Below are 20,048 nucleotides of genomic sequence, written 5' to 3'. Positions count from 1 at the left end.
TTCAGAAATCTTCTTGACCCTTTGTATTAAGGTTAGTCACAGGATTTTCATTACGAGCGTTGTCAAAATAATCACCGTCTGTTACTATAGGTAACAGGGAGGTGGCAGCATGGACACAAGTCCAATTCGGATGAACCGTGTGATTAAAGTCGGGATGTATCTTTTATCACTATGGCTTTTGCTTGTTCTGATATTCGTCAATAAAATTGACGTTAACTTGTGCTTTGACTGCAAATTCGCCACCTTGAAGCAACTTTGTGACATCGCTTTGAAGAACTATCTACCGTTGATATGTGTGATTGTTCTAGTAGTGTCAATCGGTTTTTACATCGCTTTCACACGAATCATCGAGGGGGCAAAAGACGGTCCTTTCAAAGTAATCGAGATTGAGGATAAAACCGCAGATCACCTAGTATTTCTTGCGACGTATGTGATTCCGCTATTGAGTTTCAATCTGGACACGCTACGCCAAATCGTGACTCTCGTCATCACTCTCTCATTGATAGGGGCGATCTATGTTCGGACTAATCTCTTTTATGCGAATCCGACCTTATCGCTACTCGGGTTCAAAATCTGTACAGTTAAATTCGAACAAAACGGCGCAGGTGTACCAACGGGTACAGCAGTATTGATTACACGGGAGGATATTGATTTGAACACTTGTGTGAATATGCTCAGACTCGATAAGAATATTTTCTTCGCACGGAAAGCAATCGTCATCAAACCATGAAAACAATAGAAGAACTACGGACGGGACTGGCTGAGATTCTGCATGCCGATGGGATTAATTTGAAATTGTATTTGGGTACAGAGAATAGTCAAACTCGAGAATACCGGTTGGCTGATTTTGCTGATGGAGCGACAGAAGCGGTCTGTCGGCAATTCGTAGCCAGCATTGATCAATTTTTGTTGAACGAAGACTTGGCCACTAAGTCTCTTACGGAATTGGACCACCGAACCGATACATTATTCGTCTACGACCTTGACGAACAGCCGGTCGAGTTCGCGAAGCTCAGCGAGCTAGTGACAGGGGACGATCCAGACGTGTTTAACTTTGCAGAGCGTGATTTGGCGGATGTGACCAGTCTTGCGATCAAAATTTCGTCAGCACAGAATTCTGTATTATTTTTCAAAAAATTCTATCCTGTCTCGCTTGTCAAGCGAGATCAGATCTTACTGGTTCTTCGGGATAACACACGATTTTCGCTTATTGATCAAGACATTCTAAAAGTGACCGGTGGCTTCGAAGTTCTAAGGCTAGGTGACGAGTTTTACATCAATGATTTTGGGAAATTTGAGAAATCCTTTGCATTCGACCAGATAGCAAAGAATGCGATAGGGCAGATCACAGCCAAAATCGTGGCTAGCGACTTGGTGAGCGACGTTAAGGGGTACTTGGCAGCCGGATTTGGATCGAGGAAAGATATTCTTCGAGCTAGAAAAAGTCGAGTGCTGAATATGGACGTAGCTACGGTCATCGCTTTCGCACAGGCTAAACAGCAACAAATTGGCATCAAGGTGGCAGATGGGAAGTTGTTACTTTCGTCGAAAGACAGTATAAAAAAACTTTATAGACTTTTGAACGACGATTATTTGACCTCAGAATTGACGCATGTTGACTACGAAACGCTGGCTAAGAACGAACTGACTGCCGCCCCTAACCCCGTTTGATTTCACCCAGTTAGTCACATTGTAGGATTCTACTTTTGCAGAACGAACGGCTTGTTGGGAGACTTTGAGACTGGTGAATTTGGCCGTCTCTCCTCAGTTTCTGAAAATCGACTAAAGCTCCATTCAAAACGATATGTAATTCAGCCTGGTTCTGCGCGATTCTACGCTTTTAGAAATGCGGGTAGAACCGAGAAAGCATTACTAGGCATAGCTTTTCCCATAAGTTCTGCGGTTCTACTCTAAATAATTGATATAAAGAAAAAGAGCAGAAAGACTACAGCGCTTTTTACCTGTACCGAACTTCAGTCATTCGCGCAGAACCTATCTTTTTAATGCAAAACCGCATGGATATTAACTCTCCCGGTTCTACCCGGCTGAAAGTTAATACCAGCATAGGTTTTACAATAAGAGTGTTGCTGGCATTGATTTATACGGTTCTGCGCTTTTGCTTGATCAGGTATACCAATCCGAGAAATGAAAAAAGAGCCTCACGGCTCTTCGTTCGTTGCAGGTCAAACTGATTATGCCTGTTTCTGAAAATTCACAACATTGGATTTGTCGTCACTGGATTCCAATGCTGCCTCATATTCATAGTCAAAGAAAACCATTGCTGGTTCAGCCCTGCAAATGTTTTGAGCGAATCGCTTCATACATTCAGCTCGGCTTGGTAGCTGGTAAAAATAGCCTTGTGTTTTACTCTTCCAGTTGGATCTCCAGTTGGGATTATCCTGCTCAAAGGCAAACACTTTGCTCATAGCCTTTCCCATTTCATCAGCACTAGGCATAAAACGAAATCCAAGGCTCTTGCACCACTCCAAGCAATCAGCATAGAAAGCATTGCGGTAACAACGGCTGGTGCCATCAGCCGCCTTTACAATCGTTTTATTTTCGACCAAGGCTGAACCATTCAAGACTTCATAAATAAATCGCTCTGGCATTGGCAAGCTGCGAATCATCAATGCCATGCGAGCCTTGGTATTCGGAAAATCTCGTGGTGCAAATTCTGAAATGTCGCGAGTTTTAAGGGCATGGAAAATCGCTTCACGACCACCGTTTTTAATCCAGTCATTGTATTGAGAGAAGAATTCGCCCGGCTTGGTTTTTCCCTTATAGCGAGGGCTACCTTCAATCACAAAGAAACGACGATCTTCTTCGCCAACAGGAATACACCATTCTTCATTGGAAGCCACAAAAATACGAGAATAATTGCGAACTTGAATTTCAGGTCGTCCTTTGTCATTAATCGAATTCGTGCCTTCGGTGATCATGGCTTTCAATCGCCCTTCGGCTGATTTGTCACCACCCCACACGGCTTCGTCGGCAAAGATAACGAAGGCATTTAATAAGTGTCCATTGAATTGCCCGGTTAGGCTGTTGGTGGAAGATAAGTGCTTGTAGTTATCGGTAAATTCACCAATCGTTTTCATGAGCGAACCTTTGCCGATACCTTGAGTGCCGCGCATCACAATTGCCACCTCTGGCAATTCGGCAGGTTTTTGCACCATGTGAGCCAGATAGTTCAGCAAGTAGGTAATGCAAGTTTGATCGTCATTGCACAAGGCAGCAATCAAATCCATGAATAATGAAATATCGCCCTGCTTAGCTTGAACCTTAAATCCTCGCCACAAGTTCCAATATTTCTTACCGCAGGTTTCTGACGGATCAAACACAATGCCCTCGTAACGAGTCGCTTGTTTATCTTCAAGGAATGCCTGAGTGACCAGCACTTTTTTGTCTTCACGGACTTTTCCTGACTTCGCTTTTCCCTGTGGGATAAAGTGATAGTGTTGGGCATTGAAATTATGGAAGTCCACAATATTTTGAAACTCGAGAGTTTGCAAAAATGTGTCTTCCCAGCAGATATAGGTTTTGCCTGTGCGATTGATAATCGCATATTTCTTGCGGAATTCCTGCAAATCACGAAGCAAGGCTAATTCGCTTGCCATGTCGCTGTAGCGATCAGCAGGTTTGCCATTTTCAGCTTTATTCTGAGGGACACCCACGGTGACAGGTGCGTCAGCAAATGGGTCAAATAAATCTTCATTCAAATCGTCTGTTGTATTCATAATGTTTCTCCATTGTTTTTCGTTTTTGTTTTCCATGGATACGGTGGAACTTCAAAGCCTGCACCCACAGGCCTGAACCGCTGTGCCACCATAAACCCCGCTGCAACAGGGTTCTACACATAGGTGCGTCGCTGTAATTTTCGAGTTGATCGCTATTAGTGGAAAGTCGCCGTGCAGTCGGATTCGTCTTTGAAGTTCAACTTCAAGTCAAAATTATTGCCTGCTTGGTTGAGCTGAATCGATTGAATGTCCGTGACGGAATAGCCTTTGTGGGCAATATCAATGATCACTGCGAACATAATTCCCATGGCTTCGCCATCCATACTTTCAGTCAAACCTTCAGTCAAACCTTCAGTCAAATTCACCCAAAGGGAAAGGCTGATCGGTGAAAGATTTTTGTCCAACACAATGCCTGCGGCATCGGCAATATCTTTAATGGTTTGAATGCCAGAAATGGCGGAAAGAACGGGATGCTTTTTATGTTTGATAGACATGATTTTTTCCTTTAAAAATAGTGGATTGTTTTTACTGCTGCTTTTTATCTTTTTCCTGATCGCAGGTGGGTTCCTGTGATTTCGGATTGCCGCTACTCCCGGCAAGCTCGCTCTATTTTTTGGAAACTTTATCGCTGTAAATTTGCTGCATGATTTTGCTACTATTAACCCACTGTCAGTGCTGCTTATCGTGGGCTAATTATTTCTATGCTGTTTTACACCTGAGCATAAACGGTGGTGATCACTGGATCGCTTCTGCCATAGCCTTGCCTTGGTTTGGCAAAGTGCTGGTCAGGTATGACGGTAATCGCCTGGATTTTTTGAATATCCAATAGCTTCCAGCCGACTTCTTCGGTGCAACTGGTGCCACCGACTTGATAGCCACGCACAAATTCTTGCCCTGCTGAATTTGCGCCAACAATATGGGCTTCAATCATTCTGGGTAGCCCCTTATAACAAACCATTAGAACCTGCTTATTCTTTATCGCTTCTTGAATCACTTGCATACAATTTCCTTTCGTTTAAATGTTGTTTACTTCTCCTTGTGCTACAAAACTTCCGCGTTAAGCGATGGATGTTTTATCGCTGAATGTGCTGCTTAATTAGTTGTGCAGTGCTTCGTAATACTTGTTGCTGAAATTTCCGTATCGCTCAAACTGCCTGTCTTCTGGTGGATCGGTATAACCGACTTCCCTACGGATTTCTGCCCTTGTAACCGTCTCGCAACGAGCGATATAAGGTGGCAATCCTCGCTTGGGTTGGTAATCGCACAGAAAACTGTCAATGGCAAATTCCTCGTTACAGGCACGGACGATTTTTTCGTCAAAGACACCCATGTCGTAATAGCCGATCAGGTAGTCTTTTTCGGTGACCCTGTCTTCCCTCGGAAAGTAAGCATAGTCATTCCATTCGTCTTCTGTCAGCGGTACGGATGTACTCATATCCAAGTCGCCAAACCACTCGCTAAAATCAAATTCGTCGTTCGTTTCTGGTTTCATATTTTTTCCTTTATGTAAGTTGCTGTTGCGGGGGAAATTATATAAATTTGACCAGAGCTTAGATATTGATCGTTTTGGCAGAAATGTGCTTGGTATAATTGCAATTATTCTGTCATGGAAAATTACCCTGCTTGTTATTGAAAAAAACATGGAAGCCAATAAGAAAATTGCCCAAAAATTGCTGGGATTACCGAAATTAAGAAACCAACTTTGGTTAGCTTCAGTCATCAAAGGTAGTGGGCAAGTATCCCTTGAGCAAACGCTCAATTGGCTGTATCGCAAAGGGCTGGAGGGGGATTCAAACAAGTGGTATCGGTACAGCTCTAATTCTTCCAAGCCGCGACCAGAGCTCATTAGCGAGGTCGATAAAATATTGCCTGGCACAGCCAAGATATATCGCTCAGGTTCTGACCGATTTCCATTGTTTCTTGTACTGGACAGGAATGAAGGTGCTTGCAAAAGAGTGGTGTCTAGCTTGCTGGCAGATGCGAAACTATATAGGTCAGGGCAAACGTTGACTGAAAAATGCCACACCTTGTTTCAGCATATTGTTGAAATAGATTTTCAGAAAGTTTGGTGTCGCCCACACTATGATTTTGAAAAATTGATTGCTGAGCCAACTGCAAATGCAATCGGCGAGAGTATTCAAGTGCAGAATTTGTCGTCACGGACTATGCTGGCGATCATCGCTTTGTGGAACGTCGCCGTTTTACATGCAGATGCTGTCGCGATTAATTACAGCAAATATTTAATGCTTGGGATATTAGGGAAGCCGTTAGAGGAGAATTTCGGTCAGCCTGTCGCTGAGTATGTGACTGACATGTTTCAGAAAGCGGATTAAATCAGGTAGCCTGTCGAGTGATCAGGCTACCTATTCTTAGGCGGATTAATTTAGCTTGGCTTTCGCCAATTTATTATTTTGACGTTTTTCTTTGAGACGTAACTTTTGTCGCGTGCCATCTAAAATTAACTGGCGTGGATAAATTAACTCGGTAAATGGCAATTCAAATGAGAGTTTCGGTGCAACATGTTCCAGCAAATAGGTGACAGAATGTTCGCTGGAATAGACTTTCGAGTTGGTTGTTTCATGCTCATGCCCGATAAATTGGCAACGAGTTTCTTCGGGAATGCCGTTCTGCTTCAGCATGTTATTTGATGTTGAGCGGAACGAGTGAAACACTTTCTTGGCATCACTGATACCCAGAACGTCCAAATATTTTCCGAAACGTTCGCTCGGTGTTTCGCTGAAATTTCCAAATCTGTTTGGGGTCAGATATGGAAATAACATTCCGCCAAATTCCTTCATATCTTTTACAAAGTCCAGGAAGCCGATTTTAATTAGGTTGGGATGAACAGGAATTGTTCTCTTGGCGGCAGGTGTTTTCAGGCGCTGACATTCATCTTCATCACTGATAGAAATAGCCCATACCGAGTCAATTTGCTTAATGTCGTGAATTAGTAGTTGGCATAATTCACTAATCCGTCCACCTGTGTATAGCCCTAACAAGGGGAGCCAAAAATCCGTAGGATTTTGTTGATTTAAATAGTTGCTTGGATTGAATATGATCAACAAATCTTCGGCGGTAAATGGTTTCCAGCTATTTTTTTCCTTAACCTTTTTTGCAGTCGCTTTGGTAAAAAGCTTATGTCCATAGGTCGGGAAAGTCGCCTCCGCTTCCCATAATCCAGAATTTTTTGCCAATTCAAATAAGCCTGTGACTGCACTTAGGTATTTGAGTTGCACAGTTTGATTGGATAGTCCCTTTTGTAAAAGCTCGTCTATAAAATCAGAAACGTCTTGACGAGTAATATTTTTGATAGGGAAGTGGGGCGTATTTTTTCGGGTAGCAATCCAATCTGAGAAAAACTGTTGGTGCTTTCGGTATTCGTATAAAGTTTTGGGAGCAAGCGTATCTTTTTTGCGGGTTGCAAATTTTTCGATTAAATCTGGCAATGGGGTGCCTGCGACAATCTGTGTTTCAGCGATTGCTGTTTTAATTGCCGAATTGGAAATAGTGTTTAAGGCAGGTGATTCGCTAATAGCTCGTTCTGATTGCACCATGTTTAATTTCATGGATTGACCTATTTCACTCGCCCAAAAATCCTTGCTTGCCTGAAGCATGGCTTGGATATCTGCTGGATTATTTGGGTCGGCTTTTATAGAAATATTGCCGCCGCTCGGTGGAGTAATAACAATTTCAAGATTGCGGAATGCTTCTTCCAATTCTTTTTGGTTAAGTAATTCAATCTTCTTGAGAATTTCGCGTTCGTTATCGTACATACGTTCACCTGTTTTATTTGCAATCATCATAGCGGAAATGAGCAATGATTTTTCTTTTGCAATAGCGGGGTTTTTGGTTTTTAGCGAAATTCTGCGTTCTCTGCGAATACCTTGGGCAGAAAATTGGTGGCGGTAGTAATAAACGCCATGACGGGATTGTTGAATTCTGCAAGCGATTTTCATAGTAACCTCTGGAGAAGAGGTACCCCTATGAGTGCCACCATGTGCGAATCCAAAAGAAAAAAGCCCTTGATAAATCAAGGGCTTATGTATCTTTGGCGGAGAAGGGGGGATTCGAACCCCCGGTAGGGATAAACCTACGCACGCTTTCCAGGCGTGTGACTTAAACCACTCATCCACCTCTCCTGCTACATATCGCTGTTGCTGCATCAGCGAAGCTCACTATTCTAGCAAAAGATCCTTTGCTTTGGAAGTTTTTTCTTAGCCTTCGTGTTGATGATCCAGGTTTCTTTTCAGGCTCCTGTCCATGGAAGACCTTTTTGACACCAGCCACCCACGGTTTTTCTATGTCCGAGGGCGTCTTTATCGCCTTCGAAGCCTTGCAGGATGTCATAGCATTGCGTGTACCCGTTTTCTGTCGCCAGTTTTGCAGCGTGTCTTGAACGGACACCGGATCGGCAAAGAAATAACAGCGTCGTATTTTTGTCGGACGTGATGGTAGTTAATTGCTGTATAAATTCTGGGTTTGGGATACCTTCAGGATACAGGCTCCATTGAACTGCATGATGTTGTTCTATCGGCAGTTCTACTCTGCCAACCCAATCGCGCTCTGCATTTGTACGCACATCTATGAGTAATATCTGAGGAGCCTGTTGCAGGAGTTGATAAGCCTCTTCGGGGTTGACAGCGCCGGCATAGGGAAGCGATTGTTCGTGACCGCGTTGGCGAGCGATATGTAAATAAGTGGTTGTCATGATGCATTGCCTCGATATGAAATGTTCTTGGTCTGTTCGCAATTATGCATGATGCTATCAAGCTTGGTAGTCTGCTGGCTTACCGTAGGAGTTTATTTCTGTGGCGATGTCAGGATTGGGTTTGCCGAACAGATAGCCTTGAAACGCTTGACAGCCTTGAGCCTGAAGTATTGTGCGTTGTTCATCCGTTTCCACGCCCTCCGCAATAACAGTTAATCCAAGACTCTGACCCAGACCGATAATTGTTTTGGTAATCACTTCATCGTTGGTATCGATAAGGATGTCGCGGACAAATGATTGATCAATTTTTAATTGATCAAGCGGTAGGCGTTTTAAATAAGATAAAGAAGAATAGCCTGTACCAAAATCATCAAGTGAAAATCCAACACCGTAGGATTTCAGTAAATTCATTTTTGCGATAGTTTCTTCGATATTTTCTACCAGCAGACTTTCTGTTAATTCAAGTTTGAGGCAACGCGCATCGATACCTACTTCTCGTATCACTGAAAGCACTTGTTCAACAAAATCGACTTGTCGAAACTGGCGTGCGCTGACATTCACTGCCAGCGTCAATTCTGCTGTATGCGCTGATTGCCCCCATTCGCGTAGTTTCTGACAGGCTGAGCGCAGTACCCAGGCGCCAAGAGGCAAAATGAGTCCAGACTCCTCGGCCAGTGGGATAAATTCGGCAGGGGAAATCAGATTTTTTTGTGGGTGTACCCAGCGTATCAGGGCTTCAGCACCGATCAATTTTCCTTGGTGGTTAATTTGCGGTTGGTAATACAGAACGAATTGCTCCTGAGCGATACCGATGCGCATATCGCTCTCCATCGCCGCACGTGCGCTGACGATGTTAAGCATATCGGGATCAAAGAAGCACAGAGAATTGCCACCTTCTGATTTGGCTTCGTACATGGCAACTTCTACTTGTTTGAGTAGTTCTTCGGCAGATTCGTTGTGCTGCCCATACAAGGCAATACCGATGCTGGCACTGCTATGGTATTCCAGATGGTCGAGTTCATACGGATGCTTCAGATCGGCCAGTATGTTGGTGGTAATGAATTTGGCTTCAATTGCTGCGTCACGAATGTTATCGCTCAAATCTTCCAAAATCAGAACAAATTCATCTCCCCCCAGTCTTGCCAGGGTATCGCCCTTGCGTACGCTATTGACCAGGCGTTTTGCAACGTGTTGCAATAATAAATCACCTTTCCCATGACCACTGGTGTCGTTAATTGTTTTGAAATTATCGAGATCAAGAAACAAAATCGCACCGTAACGCTTGCTGCGCGTGTTGGCAATCAACGCATGTTGTAATCTGTCAAGCAACAGCCGGCGATTGGGAAGGCCGGTCAGAGGATCATGATAGGCAAGGTGTTCGAGTTTTGCTTCTGTCGCTTTGCGCTGCGTGATGTCGAGCATCGTGCCGACGTAATTAACCGTGTGACCATCGGCAGATTTGACAGCCGTGATCGTCAGCCATTCGGGATAGACTTCCCCATTTTTTCGGCGATTCCAGATTTCACCCTGCCAATAACCAGATGTTTCTAATTGGCTGGCCATCTCAATATAGTAGCTGTCCCCGTGCAAGCCCGACTTCAGGAGACTGGTTGTTTTGCCGATAGCCTCTTCGCGGCGATAGCCGGTGATGCGGGTAAAGGCGTGATTAACGCGTAGAATTTTTCTCTGTGCATCAGTGATGACCATGCCTTCCTGACCTTCAAATGCAATTGCAGCAATCCGCAGATCGTCTTCAGCTTGTTTGCGATCAGTAATATCTTGCACGATACCTAAGTGATGCTTCACCTGTCCATTTTCATCTTTATCAAATTCAATTTGGGAATGTATCCAGCGAATCTGATCATTGATGATGATTCTGTGCTCCAGCGCGCAGCCACTCTCCGCAGAAACATTTTTCCATGCTAATTTAACTGCAGCTTTATCTTCAGGATGTATGCGCTCCAGTATTAATTTACAACTTACTTTTTGTTCCGGAGGTAAGTGCCATATTCTGCGAGCTTCTTTGGAGAAGCGGATATGCTGATAATCCGGAGTAGAGATCCAGCTACCAGTTTTTGAGATGGTCTGGGCTCTGTTGAGGTCTGCTTCACTTGCTTCCAACTCTGCCGTTCGTTGCGCAATAGCGATGTGCAAACCCTTTTTTTGCTCTCGTATGGCAAGCAATAATTGCACGAGGTAGGCAAGCATGCTGCTGAACACCAGGCCTAATAAAATATTGATAATTAATCGATATGGAACATGATTATTTGTATGACTGGATACCTCCAGCGTCCAGACGGCATTAGGAAGATGAAAGGCTTGTTTGATTGTTTCTTCCGGTTTGTACTCATCACTTTGAGTGATGATTTGTTGAGCACCGTTGATGGGGTTAATACGCCATAACTTGTATTCGTATCCACGTTGTTCCAGTTGCGGCAACGCTGCATCAGAGACTACTTTGGGTAAGGAAATAACAGCCGATACTAATCCCCAAAACTGCTTTTTCCCTTCTTCATTTGTCAGGAAAATAGGGAGGCGACCAATTACTCCCATGCCGCCTTGCGTTAATTCTAATGGGCCAGCTAAGGTCAATTGCCCTGTATCACGAGCAAGTAGTGCTTCCGACTTTCTGTTTGAATCTGTTAGCAAATTAATGCCCGTACCTTTTGCTTTCCAGGACCGGGGTACAACATTGCTGGTAATTCCACCGGGTGCTGCATACAGCGCACTCACTCCAGTGTGATAGGTCAATATTTCAGCTGCAAATGAGTCAAAATGATCAATGTTCCCATTGCTATCTACGATTAATGCAGCAAGTGCGTAGGTTGCAGACAATGCCTGTTCTATATTTCTTTGTAGTGAATGTGCATGAACGCGAGCCAGATCATTGGTAAATGTTCTTTCTTCCTTGCGTTGAATTTTTTCAAATTCGAGAATAATTCCGCAGCAGGCAATCACCGACAAAAAAAATGTCAGAATAGAATAAAAAGATGGCCTTTTTGAAAAATAAGATGGCAGCGGAGACATGTTCAATGATGACGAAAGACAAATTACTGCGTTAATAATATATTACGCAATGATTAAGCGATTTGCTGGCGTGCGCAGTTATTGTCGAGTTGCAAACAATAACTGTCGATTAAATGAGAGTCAATCTCATTTAAGTAAAAGGAAATTATAATTGATTTAAATCAATTTCTTTTTGGAAATTAATTCAGGCAGTAAATTAAGTAATTAATTGAAATAATACGCTTATGTATTTGCGTTTCACATTCCATGTTAGGTGAATAAGTCTGATGTTTAGTGGCAAAAAATTTCATGTGCCAATTTTATAATTTTTGTTCTTACTTGCATGAAGTATAAGCCCTGTTATTTCACCAAATAAGTGCATAATTAATTCCTGCAAATATAAATGCACCAAAATAATTCATTTTATTTGTTTTGCACTTATTTTGTGCGTTGTTATTTTGGATATTCTGATTCTCATCCTTCTGTTTAGTCCAGAAATCAGCACAAAAACAAGTATTTAGAAAAAAACTTATTTGAGACAGTTAATCTGGAAGATGGCATGGATTCTGCTATCATTGCCTATTGAGTTTGACCGTCATATTTTTCTGTAAAGATTTAGCGCAGTTTATTTGGCAGGCAAAATAACTCAGCAATTTCCGAATTTATTTTTAGCTCTATTTGAGGAGTTTCACATGGCAATGACAGCCGCAGAAGTCTTGAAAATGGCGAAAGACAACGAAGTTAAATTCGTTGATTTCCGCTTTGCTGATACACGAGGCAAAGAACAGCACGTAACTGTTCCAGTTTCCCAGTTCGATATCGATAAATTCGAATCTGGCCACGCATTTGACGGCTCGTCTATCGCAGGCTGGAAAGGTATCGAAGCATCTGACATGATTTTGATGCCAGATCCAAATACAGCAAATATCGATCCGTTTATGGAAGAAACGACATTGTTCATGCAATGCGACGTTATCGAGCCAGCAGATGGTAAAGGTTATGACCGTGATCCACGTTCCATCGCGAAACGTGCTGAGGCATATCTGAAATCCTCCGGTATCGGCGATACAGCGTTTTTTGGACCAGAACCAGAATTCTTTATTTTTGACAGCGTTCGCTGGAAAATCGATATGTCTGGTTGCTTCGTGAAGATTGATTCTGAAGAAGCTTCCTGGACGACAGGCGAAAAACTGGAAGGTGGCAATACTGGTCATCGTCCAACAGTTAAAGGCGGTTACTTCCCAGTTCCACCAGTCGACAGCTTCCAGGACATGCGTTCTGAAATGTGTCTGATTCTGGAATCTTTGGGCATTCCAGTCGAAGTACATCACCATGAAGTAGCTGGCGCAGGTCAAAATGAGATCGGCACTAAATTCTCTACATTGGTTGAGCGTGCTGATTGGACGCAAAATCTGAAATACGTTGTATGGAATGTTGCTCATACCTACGGTAAAACAGCGACTTTCATGCCTAAGCCTATCGTTGGCGACAACGGCTCTGGTATGCACGTTCACCAATCTATCTGGAAAGATGGCAAAAACCTGTTTGCAGGTGATGGCTACGCTGGTTTGTCTGATTTTGCACTGTATTACATCGGCGGTATCATCAAGCACGCTCGCGCACTGAACGCGATCACGAATCCAGGTACCAATTCTTACAAGCGTTTGGTTCCAGGTTATGAAGCACCAGTAAAATTGGCTTACTCTGCTAAAAACCGTTCTGCCTCGATTCGTATCCCTTATGTTGCTAATCCAAAAGGTCGTCGTGTTGAAGCACGTTTCCCGGACCCTCTGGCAAATCCATACCTGTGCTTTTCTGCATTGATGATGGCGGGTCTGGACGGCGTTCAGAACAAGATTCATCCGGGCGAAGCTGCATCTAAAGATCTGTATCACTTGCCACCAGAAGAAGACGCGTTGATCCCAACAGTCTGCCATTCTCTGGAGCAAGCGTTGGAAGCTTTGGATAAAGACCGTGAATTCTTGACACGTGGTGGTGTGTTCAGCGACAGCATGATTGATGCTTACATCGAATTGAAAATGCAAGATGTACAGCGTATGCGCATGACGACACATCCAGCTGAATTCGATATGTACTACTCTCTGTAATTGAGATGAGTTACCAAAAGCGGGGGAAACCCCGCTTTTTTTATTTGCACAGTCTGGTTCCAGTAATTGTGCTGCTTCGCGGCATGACATACACTAGATGCCTGTCATTAATGATTGTTTTGATATGAACCGACTCTTGATTGGCCTGGCTTTTATCCTCTGCGCACAAGGCGTTGCTTATGCGCAGGCAGATGTGTATTTGTGTGTGGACGAGAACGGTAAAAAAGAATACAAAAACACGGGCGCGACGAAAGGGTGTAAGCGCGTCGACTTGCCCGGCATCACTGTCGTACCAGCTCCCGTGTTACCACCTGCGACAAAAAAGACGCAAGGTGCCAAGACTTCTGCCGGACCTTCTGATTTTCCGAAGGTGGATGAGGGAACGCAAAAAGCTCGTGATTCAGATCGCAAACAAATTCTTCAGGATGAGTTAAAAACGGAAGAGCAAAAATTGGCTGACCTGAAAAAGGAGTACAACAATGGTGAGCCGGAACGTCGCGGTGATGAGCGTAATTTTGCCAAGTATCAGGAACGCACCACAATGATGAAAGAAAATATTGCACGCACCGAAAAAAACATAGAAGCGCTCCGCCGTGAACTTAGTAATTTGAAATAATTTTACCTATTCCATGCTGGTTTTATACATCATCAGTATGTTGCAGGCATGATGCTTGCCTAACTGGGTCGCTATTGGCGACCTTTTTTTATGGATCATCTTGAAAACTCTTCTTACATCATTTGCTGGCCTGGACTTACTGACGTCTGCCGTCATTGTATTAAATCCAGATGGCTGCATTATGTTTGCGAATGCAGCGGCCGAAAGCTTGCTGGATAGTTCGTTTAAATCACTGACGCATCAGAAACTTGGTGATTTGTTTTTAAATGGTAATGAACTATTGGCGGTATTTCATCAGGCGGTAGAGCATCAATTTGCGGATAAACGTCAGGATTTGACTTTGGAGCGTGTCGGGCGAGAGCCCTTGCATGTTCATAGTATCGTGACCGCCTTGGATAATCCTGAGATGCCAGTATTGATCGAATTGCGAGAGAACGTTCAGCAACTCAAACTGGATCGTGAAGAGCGAATGCTGGATCAAAGCAAGGCGAATAAAGAGCTTATTCGTAATCTTGCTCACGAGATTAAGAATCCTCTTGGCGGTATCCGTGGCGCAGCCCAATTGCTTGAACTTGAGTTACCAGAGCGACACTTGCGTGAACTGCGCGAATATACGCAGGTTATTATCAAAGAGGCTGATCGTTTACAAACGCTGGTTGATCGTTTATTGGCTCCTCACCGCTTGCCGCATATTGTTGGTGATGTGAATATCCACGAAGTATGCGAGAGGGTAAGAAGTCTGATCGTCGCTGAGTTTCCGCAGGGTTTATCTATCATGCGTGACTACGACCTGTCGATTCCAGAGTTTCGGGGGGATAAAGAGCAACTGATTCAGTCCGTGTTAAACATCGCGCATAACGCTGCACAAGCACTCAATGAGCGTATCCGACAGGGTGACGCGCGTCTGATCTTCAAGACGCGGGTAGTGCGTCAAATCACTCTGGCGAAAGTGCGCTATAGGCTGGCATTAGATTTGCATATCATTGATAACGGTCCTGGAATTCCTCCCGAGATTCGTAACCGCATTTTTTATCCTCTGGTATCAGGAAGAGATGGCGGTAGCGGTCTGGGGCTGACTTTGGCACAAACTTTCGTTGAGCAACATATGGGTGTCATCGAATGTGAGAGCCGGCCCGGATATACGGATTTCAGAATCCTGATTCCACTGCCTTGAAGCAGGGGAGTGGAAAAAATAATGGCGTCAAAAGCGCTGTTCCCAACCGATATGTTTAAACCTGACAGTTAGACGACAATATGAAACCAATCTGGATAGTGGATGATGACGATTCAATTCGCTGGGTGCTTGAAAAAGCCTTGGCCCGTGAGAGTCTCATTACAAAAAGTTTTACGAATGCACGTGATGCCATGCTTGCACTGCAGAACGATACGCCTCAGGTGCTCGTTTCTGATATCCGTATGCATGGTGCGTCTGGACTGGAGTTGTTGCAAACAGTAAAGGCAAAGCATCCAGGGCTTCCAGTGATTATCATGACTGCGTTTTCAGATCTGGACTCTGCAGTCGCAGCTTTTCAGGGCGGTGCTTTTGAGTATCTTGCCAAGCCGTTTGATCTTGATAAGGCCGTAGAGTTGATTCGCCGTGCTCTGGATGAGAGCTTGCGTGAATCCAGTGTTGAACAGACGATATCGGAAACCCCCGAAATACTGGGGCAAGCACCCGCGATGCAAGATGTATTTCGTGCGATCGGACGACTGTCTCAATCGAATGTCACCGTTTTGATTACGGGTGAATCTGGAAGCGGCAAAGAGCTTGTTGCCAGGGCATTACACAAACATAGTCCCCGTTCCTCGCAGCCGTTTATTGCGTTAAACACGGCAGCCATTCCCAAAGATTTGCTGGAATCCGAATTGTTTGGTCATGAACGTGGAGCCTTTACAGGTGCGCAGACAACCAGACGCGGACGTTTCGAACAGGCTGAAGGTGGAACGTTATTTCTGGATGAGATCGGCGATATGCCGTTTGATTTACAAACACGATTACTCAGAGTGCTTTCGGATGGGCATTTTTATCGCGTTGGCGGGCATCAGCCGATGAAAGCCAATGTGCGCGTCATTGCAGCCACGCATCAGAATCTGGAATCCAGAGTGAAAGATGGGTTGTTCAGGGAAGACTTATATCATCGTTTAAATGTGATTCGTCTGCGCCTGCCAAGTTTACGTGAGCGTCGTGAAGATATTCCATTGCTGATTAAATATTTTCTGACACAAAGTGCCAAGCAGTTAGGCGTAGAAGTGAAGAGAGTGTCTGAACCTGCCATGCATTTTTTATCAGGTCTCGATTTCCCGGGAAATGTGCGTCAGCTCGAAAATTTATGTAACTGGATTACGGTCATGGCACCCGGCCAGACTGTAGAAATTCCGGATTTACCTCAAGACCTGACGCCTGGCGCCCCGTCCGTTTCACACACGCATATTTCTGCTAGTGTCGAAGAGGTGGGGGGACGCGCGCATGAAGCTGCGCCACTGACTCCCGCACATGCTTCCGCTGCCAGCATGTCGGATAAAAATCTGTATCGTACTGGCGATAGTTGGACCTTGCTATTGGAAGCGGAAGCTGCCGCCATGCTGGCAGAGGGGCAGTCGGAAGTGATTGATAAATTAGGGCGCAGTTTTGAATCGGTCGTTATTAAAGCTGCCTTGAAACACACGCACGGACGTAAGAATGATGCTGCGATACGGCTCGGAATCGGGCGTAATACCATTACGAGAAAGATTCAGGAGTTAGGTATTGACGGCGCTAAAGATGATTAGTTGAACTGCATTAATCCTTGCTACTCCAAAAATACTGACTGATATTCAATTACTTGTATCAGTCAGTATTTTTTTGTCTTGCCGTATTAGTGCGTAGTCGATACATCAACAGGCGTATCAGTTGATAGAAAAATATGTTGATTCGGTGAAGAACAAGGTATTATTTTCTGGGTAAAAACAACGATAAGTTCCTCGGGATGTGTTGAGGTGATAGACGGGCTAGATTTCGTATAGCTGCAATCGTTACGCTATCTGATCAAAGGAGATGCCATATGAATATAGATACTCTATTTTTGCAGCAAAATGCCCTGCCAACGATTCCTAAAGTTGTTCAGGAAGTCATTGATAGCTTTAATGATGATCATATTTCGATCGATGAAATTTCAAAAAAGCTGTCTGCTGATCAAGTTCTGAGTGCCAAATTATTACGCCTCGCTAATTCCTCGTACTATCATTTTTCTCGCAGTATCGGCACGGTAGATGAGGCGGTCCTGATGTTGGGATTCATGAGTGTCAGAACGCTGGTAATCAGCAGTGGGCTGACTGGTGGTTTTAAACCCGTTCACGGCCTGGATTTACAACAGTTCTGGCATTACAGTTTGCGGGTGGCTGTGATTTCAAAGTGGATCGCCAAAAAAATCAAAAATAATCAGGATTTTGCTTTTCTTATTGGTTTGATGCATGCCATTGGTCAATTGGTGATGCGCGCCGCAATGCCTGGTCAGATGTCGGAAGTGGATAAGCTTGCACATTTTTTTGATGCGCGCAGGGCGAATGCCGAAGTGGATATGCTGGGATATAGTTTCTTTGATATTGGCTCGGAATTGGCAAAGCGCTGGCGATTTCCCGAAACATTTTCTACTGCAATAAAAGAATGTGCATCCCCTTTGGCATCAACTGAATTCAACCCTGTTTCTGGAGTTGTTCACGTTGCTATCTGGTTGGCGAGGGCGCGCGAATGTGCCTGTTCTCAAGAAGAAATGGAGGCGACCATTCCTGAAGATCTTCTTCTTCGTCTAGGTTTGACAACTGCGCTAATTCTTGACGAAATGCCTCCTTTTTCTGAAATCAGTGAAGGACTGGATGGTTTGATAAACTAAATGTTCTTTTCTTGATGTAACCGCAATTCGTTTTATACTCAATTACGGTTACGTGGTCGTAATTCTTATGAAGAACTGTTGTTTTGTATATCGAGCGCGATTGCTTCAGCGATTCTGATACCATCAACGCCCGCAGATAAAATACCACCGGCATATCCCGCTCCTTCTCCCGCAGGATAAAGACCGCGTGTATTCAAACTTTGCAGATCATCATCGTTACGCTTGATTCTGATGGGGGAAGATGTTCTTGTTTCTACGCCTGTTAATATGCCATCTTGCATGCCAAAGCCTTTAATTTTTTTATCAAATGCAGGAATGGCTTCTCGTATTGCAGTAATTGCAAATTCAGGTAATGCATCCGCAAGATCGCATAGCGTGATGCCGGGTTTGTACGATGGCTCGACTCCCCCGAGACTGGTTGATTTGCGTCCCTTCAGAAAGTCACCGATCAACTGACCAGGTGCATTGTAATTCTGACCGCCTAACGCATAGGCCCGTTGCTCTAATTTCTTCTGAAATTCAATACCTGCAAGTGGGTGACCAGGATAATCCTCAGGTGTAATGCCAACAACAATAGCGCTATTGGCATTGCGCTCGTTACGGGAGTATTGGCTCATGCCATTAGTGACTACATGACCAGGTTCGGAAGTAGCCGCGACCACTGTCCCGCCCGGGCACATACAAAAACTATAGACAGAACGCCCATTGCTGGCATGGTGAACCAGTTTATAGTCAGCCGCTCCTAATATTTTATTTCCGGCATTAGGACCAAACCGCGCTTTATCAATAATGGATTGCGGGTGCTCAATTCGGAATCCGACAGAAAATGGTTTTGCTTCGATATAAACCCCTTTTGCATAAAGCATATGAAAAGTATCTCTTGCGCTATGCCCAATAGCGAGGGCGACATGATTGGTTGGAATATATTCGCCATCATTAACATGAACGCCAAATACTTTGCCTTCGCGGATGTCAATATCAGTTACTTTTTGTTCGAAGCGTATTTCACCGCCAAGAGCTTCAATAGAAGTCCGCATTTCTTCAATCATTTTAACTAAGCGGAATGTGCCTATGTGTGGCTTGCTGACGTACATAATCTCTTCTGGTGCGCCAGCCTTGACAAATTCCGTTAATACTTTACGCCCATAATGTTTTGGATCTTTAATTTGGCTATATAGTTTGCCATCAGAGAATGTACCGGCACCACCTTCGCCAAACTGAACATTGGATTCCGATTGCAATTCGCGTTTTCGCCACAATCCCCATGTGTCTTTGGTTCGCTCTCTGACTGTTTTTCCGCGCTCCAGAACGATGGGGCGAAATCCCATCTCGGCCAGAACTAGCGCAACGAATAAACCGCAAGGACCAAATCCGATTACCACAGGTCTTTGAAAATTCTCGTTATGTGCCTTCGTGACAAATTTGTAGCCGGTATCGGGCGTGACTGATATTTTATTGATACCTTGCATTCGTTGCAAAATATCCGCTTCAACATTTGTTTCGACATCTAATGTGTAAATAAGAACGATGGCTGTTTTTTTTCTTGCATCGTAACTACGACGAAATATGGAGTAGCGTACTAGATGATCAGGTGTAATTGACAGTGTATTGAGAACGGCATTTGTCAGTTCATTCTCAGAATGATTCAATGGTAATTGTAAATCCGTGATGCGTAACATGAATGGGCTCGTGTGACATCAGCGCAATGAGTACATGCGTTGATGGATAGTCGATAAAAGTAACATTCTACCTTTTGTAGTCAATGCTCACTATCTCTTGATAACCTACCCAGCAAAAAGGCATTCGTATTATCAAACAAGTTTTTATGTATGTGGTTTTGAATCAGTTAAGGATGCCTATCTTTTGATTCTGTTGATAAAGTTTGGCAGGCAGTTGACATGTACGGTTAGATCCTGCATAATCTCGCTTCTCTGCTGCTGACGAACACAACGCTTCGAAGCAAAAGCAGAAAAGAATACGGTTCTTTAACAATTAACAGTCAAT

The 20,048-nt window shown here is 44.0% G+C and carries 16 protein-coding genes and 1 tRNA gene; 8 read left to right on the top strand and 9 right to left on the bottom strand.

Going from position 1 to position 20,048, the window contains the following annotated elements:
- Positions 1 to 109 precede the first annotated feature (109 nt).
- Positions 110 to 730: an anti-phage protein KwaA gene (gene kwaA / locus ACO0LB_RS11090; protein ID WP_423049159.1), complete on the top strand. Its 621-nt coding sequence runs from the start codon at positions 110 to 112 to the stop codon at positions 728 to 730.
- A complete protein-coding gene (gene kwaB / locus ACO0LB_RS11085; protein ID WP_423049158.1) occupies positions 727 to 1,671 on the top strand; it encodes an anti-phage protein KwaB in 945 nt (314 codons plus the stop codon). The genes kwaA and kwaB overlap by 4 nt, the downstream gene beginning before the upstream one ends.
- Positions 1,672 to 2,192: 521 nt before the next feature.
- On the opposite strand, the gene ACO0LB_RS11080 is transcribed toward kwaB, so the two are convergent.
- The 4 genes from ACO0LB_RS11080 to ACO0LB_RS11065 all read right to left on the bottom strand — a co-directional run bounded on the left by ACO0LB_RS11080 (position 2,193) and on the right by ACO0LB_RS11065 (position 5,229).
- A complete protein-coding gene (locus tag ACO0LB_RS11080; RefSeq protein WP_423049157.1) occupies positions 2,193 to 3,737 on the bottom strand; it encodes a primase-helicase family protein in 1,545 nt (514 codons plus the stop codon).
- 155 nt (positions 3,738 to 3,892) lie between these two features.
- On the bottom strand, positions 3,893 to 4,231 hold the full coding sequence (locus ACO0LB_RS11075) for a hypothetical protein (protein WP_423049156.1): 339 nt from the start codon (positions 4,229 to 4,231) through the stop codon (positions 3,893 to 3,895).
- Between the two features lie 215 nt (positions 4,232 to 4,446).
- On the bottom strand, positions 4,447 to 4,737 hold the full coding sequence (locus tag ACO0LB_RS11070; protein ID WP_423049155.1) for a hypothetical protein: 291 nt from the start codon (positions 4,735 to 4,737) through the stop codon (positions 4,447 to 4,449).
- Between the two features lie 96 nt (positions 4,738 to 4,833).
- Positions 4,834 to 5,229 carry a hypothetical protein gene (locus tag ACO0LB_RS11065; RefSeq protein ID WP_423049154.1) on the bottom strand — a complete coding sequence of 132 codons (396 nt, stop codon included), beginning with the start codon at positions 5,227 to 5,229 and terminating at the stop codon, positions 4,834 to 4,836.
- 25 nt (positions 5,230 to 5,254) lie between these two features.
- Here ACO0LB_RS11065 and ACO0LB_RS11060 point away from each other — a divergent pair, with 25 nt between their 5' ends.
- The gene (locus ACO0LB_RS11060) at positions 5,255 to 6,070 is read left to right on the top strand and encodes a hypothetical protein (protein ID WP_423049153.1); all 816 of its coding nucleotides are present in this window, start codon (positions 5,255 to 5,257) and stop codon (positions 6,068 to 6,070) included.
- A gap of 45 nt (positions 6,071 to 6,115) precedes the next feature.
- Here ACO0LB_RS11060 and ACO0LB_RS11055 read toward each other — a convergent pair whose 3' ends face one another.
- The 4 genes from ACO0LB_RS11055 to ACO0LB_RS11040 all read right to left on the bottom strand — a co-directional run bounded on the left by ACO0LB_RS11055 (position 6,116) and on the right by ACO0LB_RS11040 (position 11,472).
- Complete coding sequence (locus ACO0LB_RS11055; RefSeq protein ID WP_423049152.1) at positions 6,116 to 7,693, bottom strand: tyrosine-type recombinase/integrase; 1,578 nt, start codon at positions 7,691 to 7,693, stop codon at positions 6,116 to 6,118.
- 93 nt (positions 7,694 to 7,786) lie between these two features.
- Positions 7,787 to 7,876: transfer RNA gene (locus ACO0LB_RS11050), tRNA-Ser, on the bottom strand.
- 107 nt (positions 7,877 to 7,983) lie between these two features.
- Positions 7,984 to 8,445: a rhodanese-like domain-containing protein gene (locus ACO0LB_RS11045; protein WP_423049151.1), complete on the bottom strand. Its 462-nt coding sequence runs from the start codon at positions 8,443 to 8,445 to the stop codon at positions 7,984 to 7,986.
- Positions 8,446 to 8,502: 57 nt separating this feature from the next.
- On the bottom strand, positions 8,503 to 11,472 hold the full coding sequence (locus ACO0LB_RS11040; RefSeq protein WP_423049150.1) for an EAL domain-containing protein: 2,970 nt from the start codon (positions 11,470 to 11,472) through the stop codon (positions 8,503 to 8,505).
- A 671-nt stretch (positions 11,473 to 12,143) separates the two neighbouring features.
- Here ACO0LB_RS11040 and glnA point away from each other — a divergent pair.
- The 5 genes from glnA to ACO0LB_RS11015 all read left to right on the top strand — a co-directional run bounded on the left by glnA (position 12,144) and on the right by ACO0LB_RS11015 (position 18,044).
- Positions 12,144 to 13,559, top strand: a complete 1,416-nt coding sequence (glnA, locus tag ACO0LB_RS11035; protein WP_423049149.1) for a type I glutamate--ammonia ligase — start codon at positions 12,144 to 12,146, stop codon at positions 13,557 to 13,559.
- A gap of 124 nt (positions 13,560 to 13,683) precedes the next feature.
- Positions 13,684 to 14,175 (top strand): DUF4124 domain-containing protein, encoded by a 492-nt coding sequence (locus tag ACO0LB_RS11030; RefSeq protein ID WP_423049148.1) that lies wholly within the window; start codon positions 13,684 to 13,686, stop codon positions 14,173 to 14,175.
- A gap of 100 nt (positions 14,176 to 14,275) precedes the next feature.
- Positions 14,276 to 15,349 (top strand): nitrogen regulation protein NR(II), encoded by a 1,074-nt coding sequence (gene glnL, locus ACO0LB_RS11025; protein ID WP_423049147.1) that lies wholly within the window; start codon positions 14,276 to 14,278, stop codon positions 15,347 to 15,349.
- A gap of 80 nt (positions 15,350 to 15,429) precedes the next feature.
- Positions 15,430 to 16,944, top strand: a complete 1,515-nt coding sequence (gene ntrC / locus ACO0LB_RS11020; RefSeq protein ID WP_423049146.1) for a nitrogen regulation protein NR(I) — start codon at positions 15,430 to 15,432, stop codon at positions 16,942 to 16,944.
- Between the two features lie 272 nt (positions 16,945 to 17,216).
- Positions 17,217 to 18,044 carry an HDOD domain-containing protein gene (locus ACO0LB_RS11015; RefSeq protein ID WP_423049145.1) on the top strand — a complete coding sequence of 276 codons (828 nt, stop codon included), beginning with the start codon at positions 17,217 to 17,219 and terminating at the stop codon, positions 18,042 to 18,044.
- Positions 18,045 to 18,109: 65 nt separating this feature from the next.
- Here ACO0LB_RS11015 and ACO0LB_RS11010 read toward each other — a convergent pair whose 3' ends face one another.
- The gene (locus ACO0LB_RS11010; protein WP_423049144.1) at positions 18,110 to 19,723 is read right to left on the bottom strand and encodes an NAD(P)/FAD-dependent oxidoreductase; all 1,614 of its coding nucleotides are present in this window, start codon (positions 19,721 to 19,723) and stop codon (positions 18,110 to 18,112) included.
- Between the last annotated feature and the right edge of the window lie 325 nt (positions 19,724 to 20,048).

The organism is Undibacterium sp. SXout7W, assembly GCF_049339385.1.
GTDB lineage: Bacteria > Pseudomonadota > Gammaproteobacteria > Burkholderiales > Burkholderiaceae_D > Undibacterium.
Note: the sequence above shows the minus strand (reverse complement) of the source record. Positions and strands in the feature narration are given on the sequence as shown.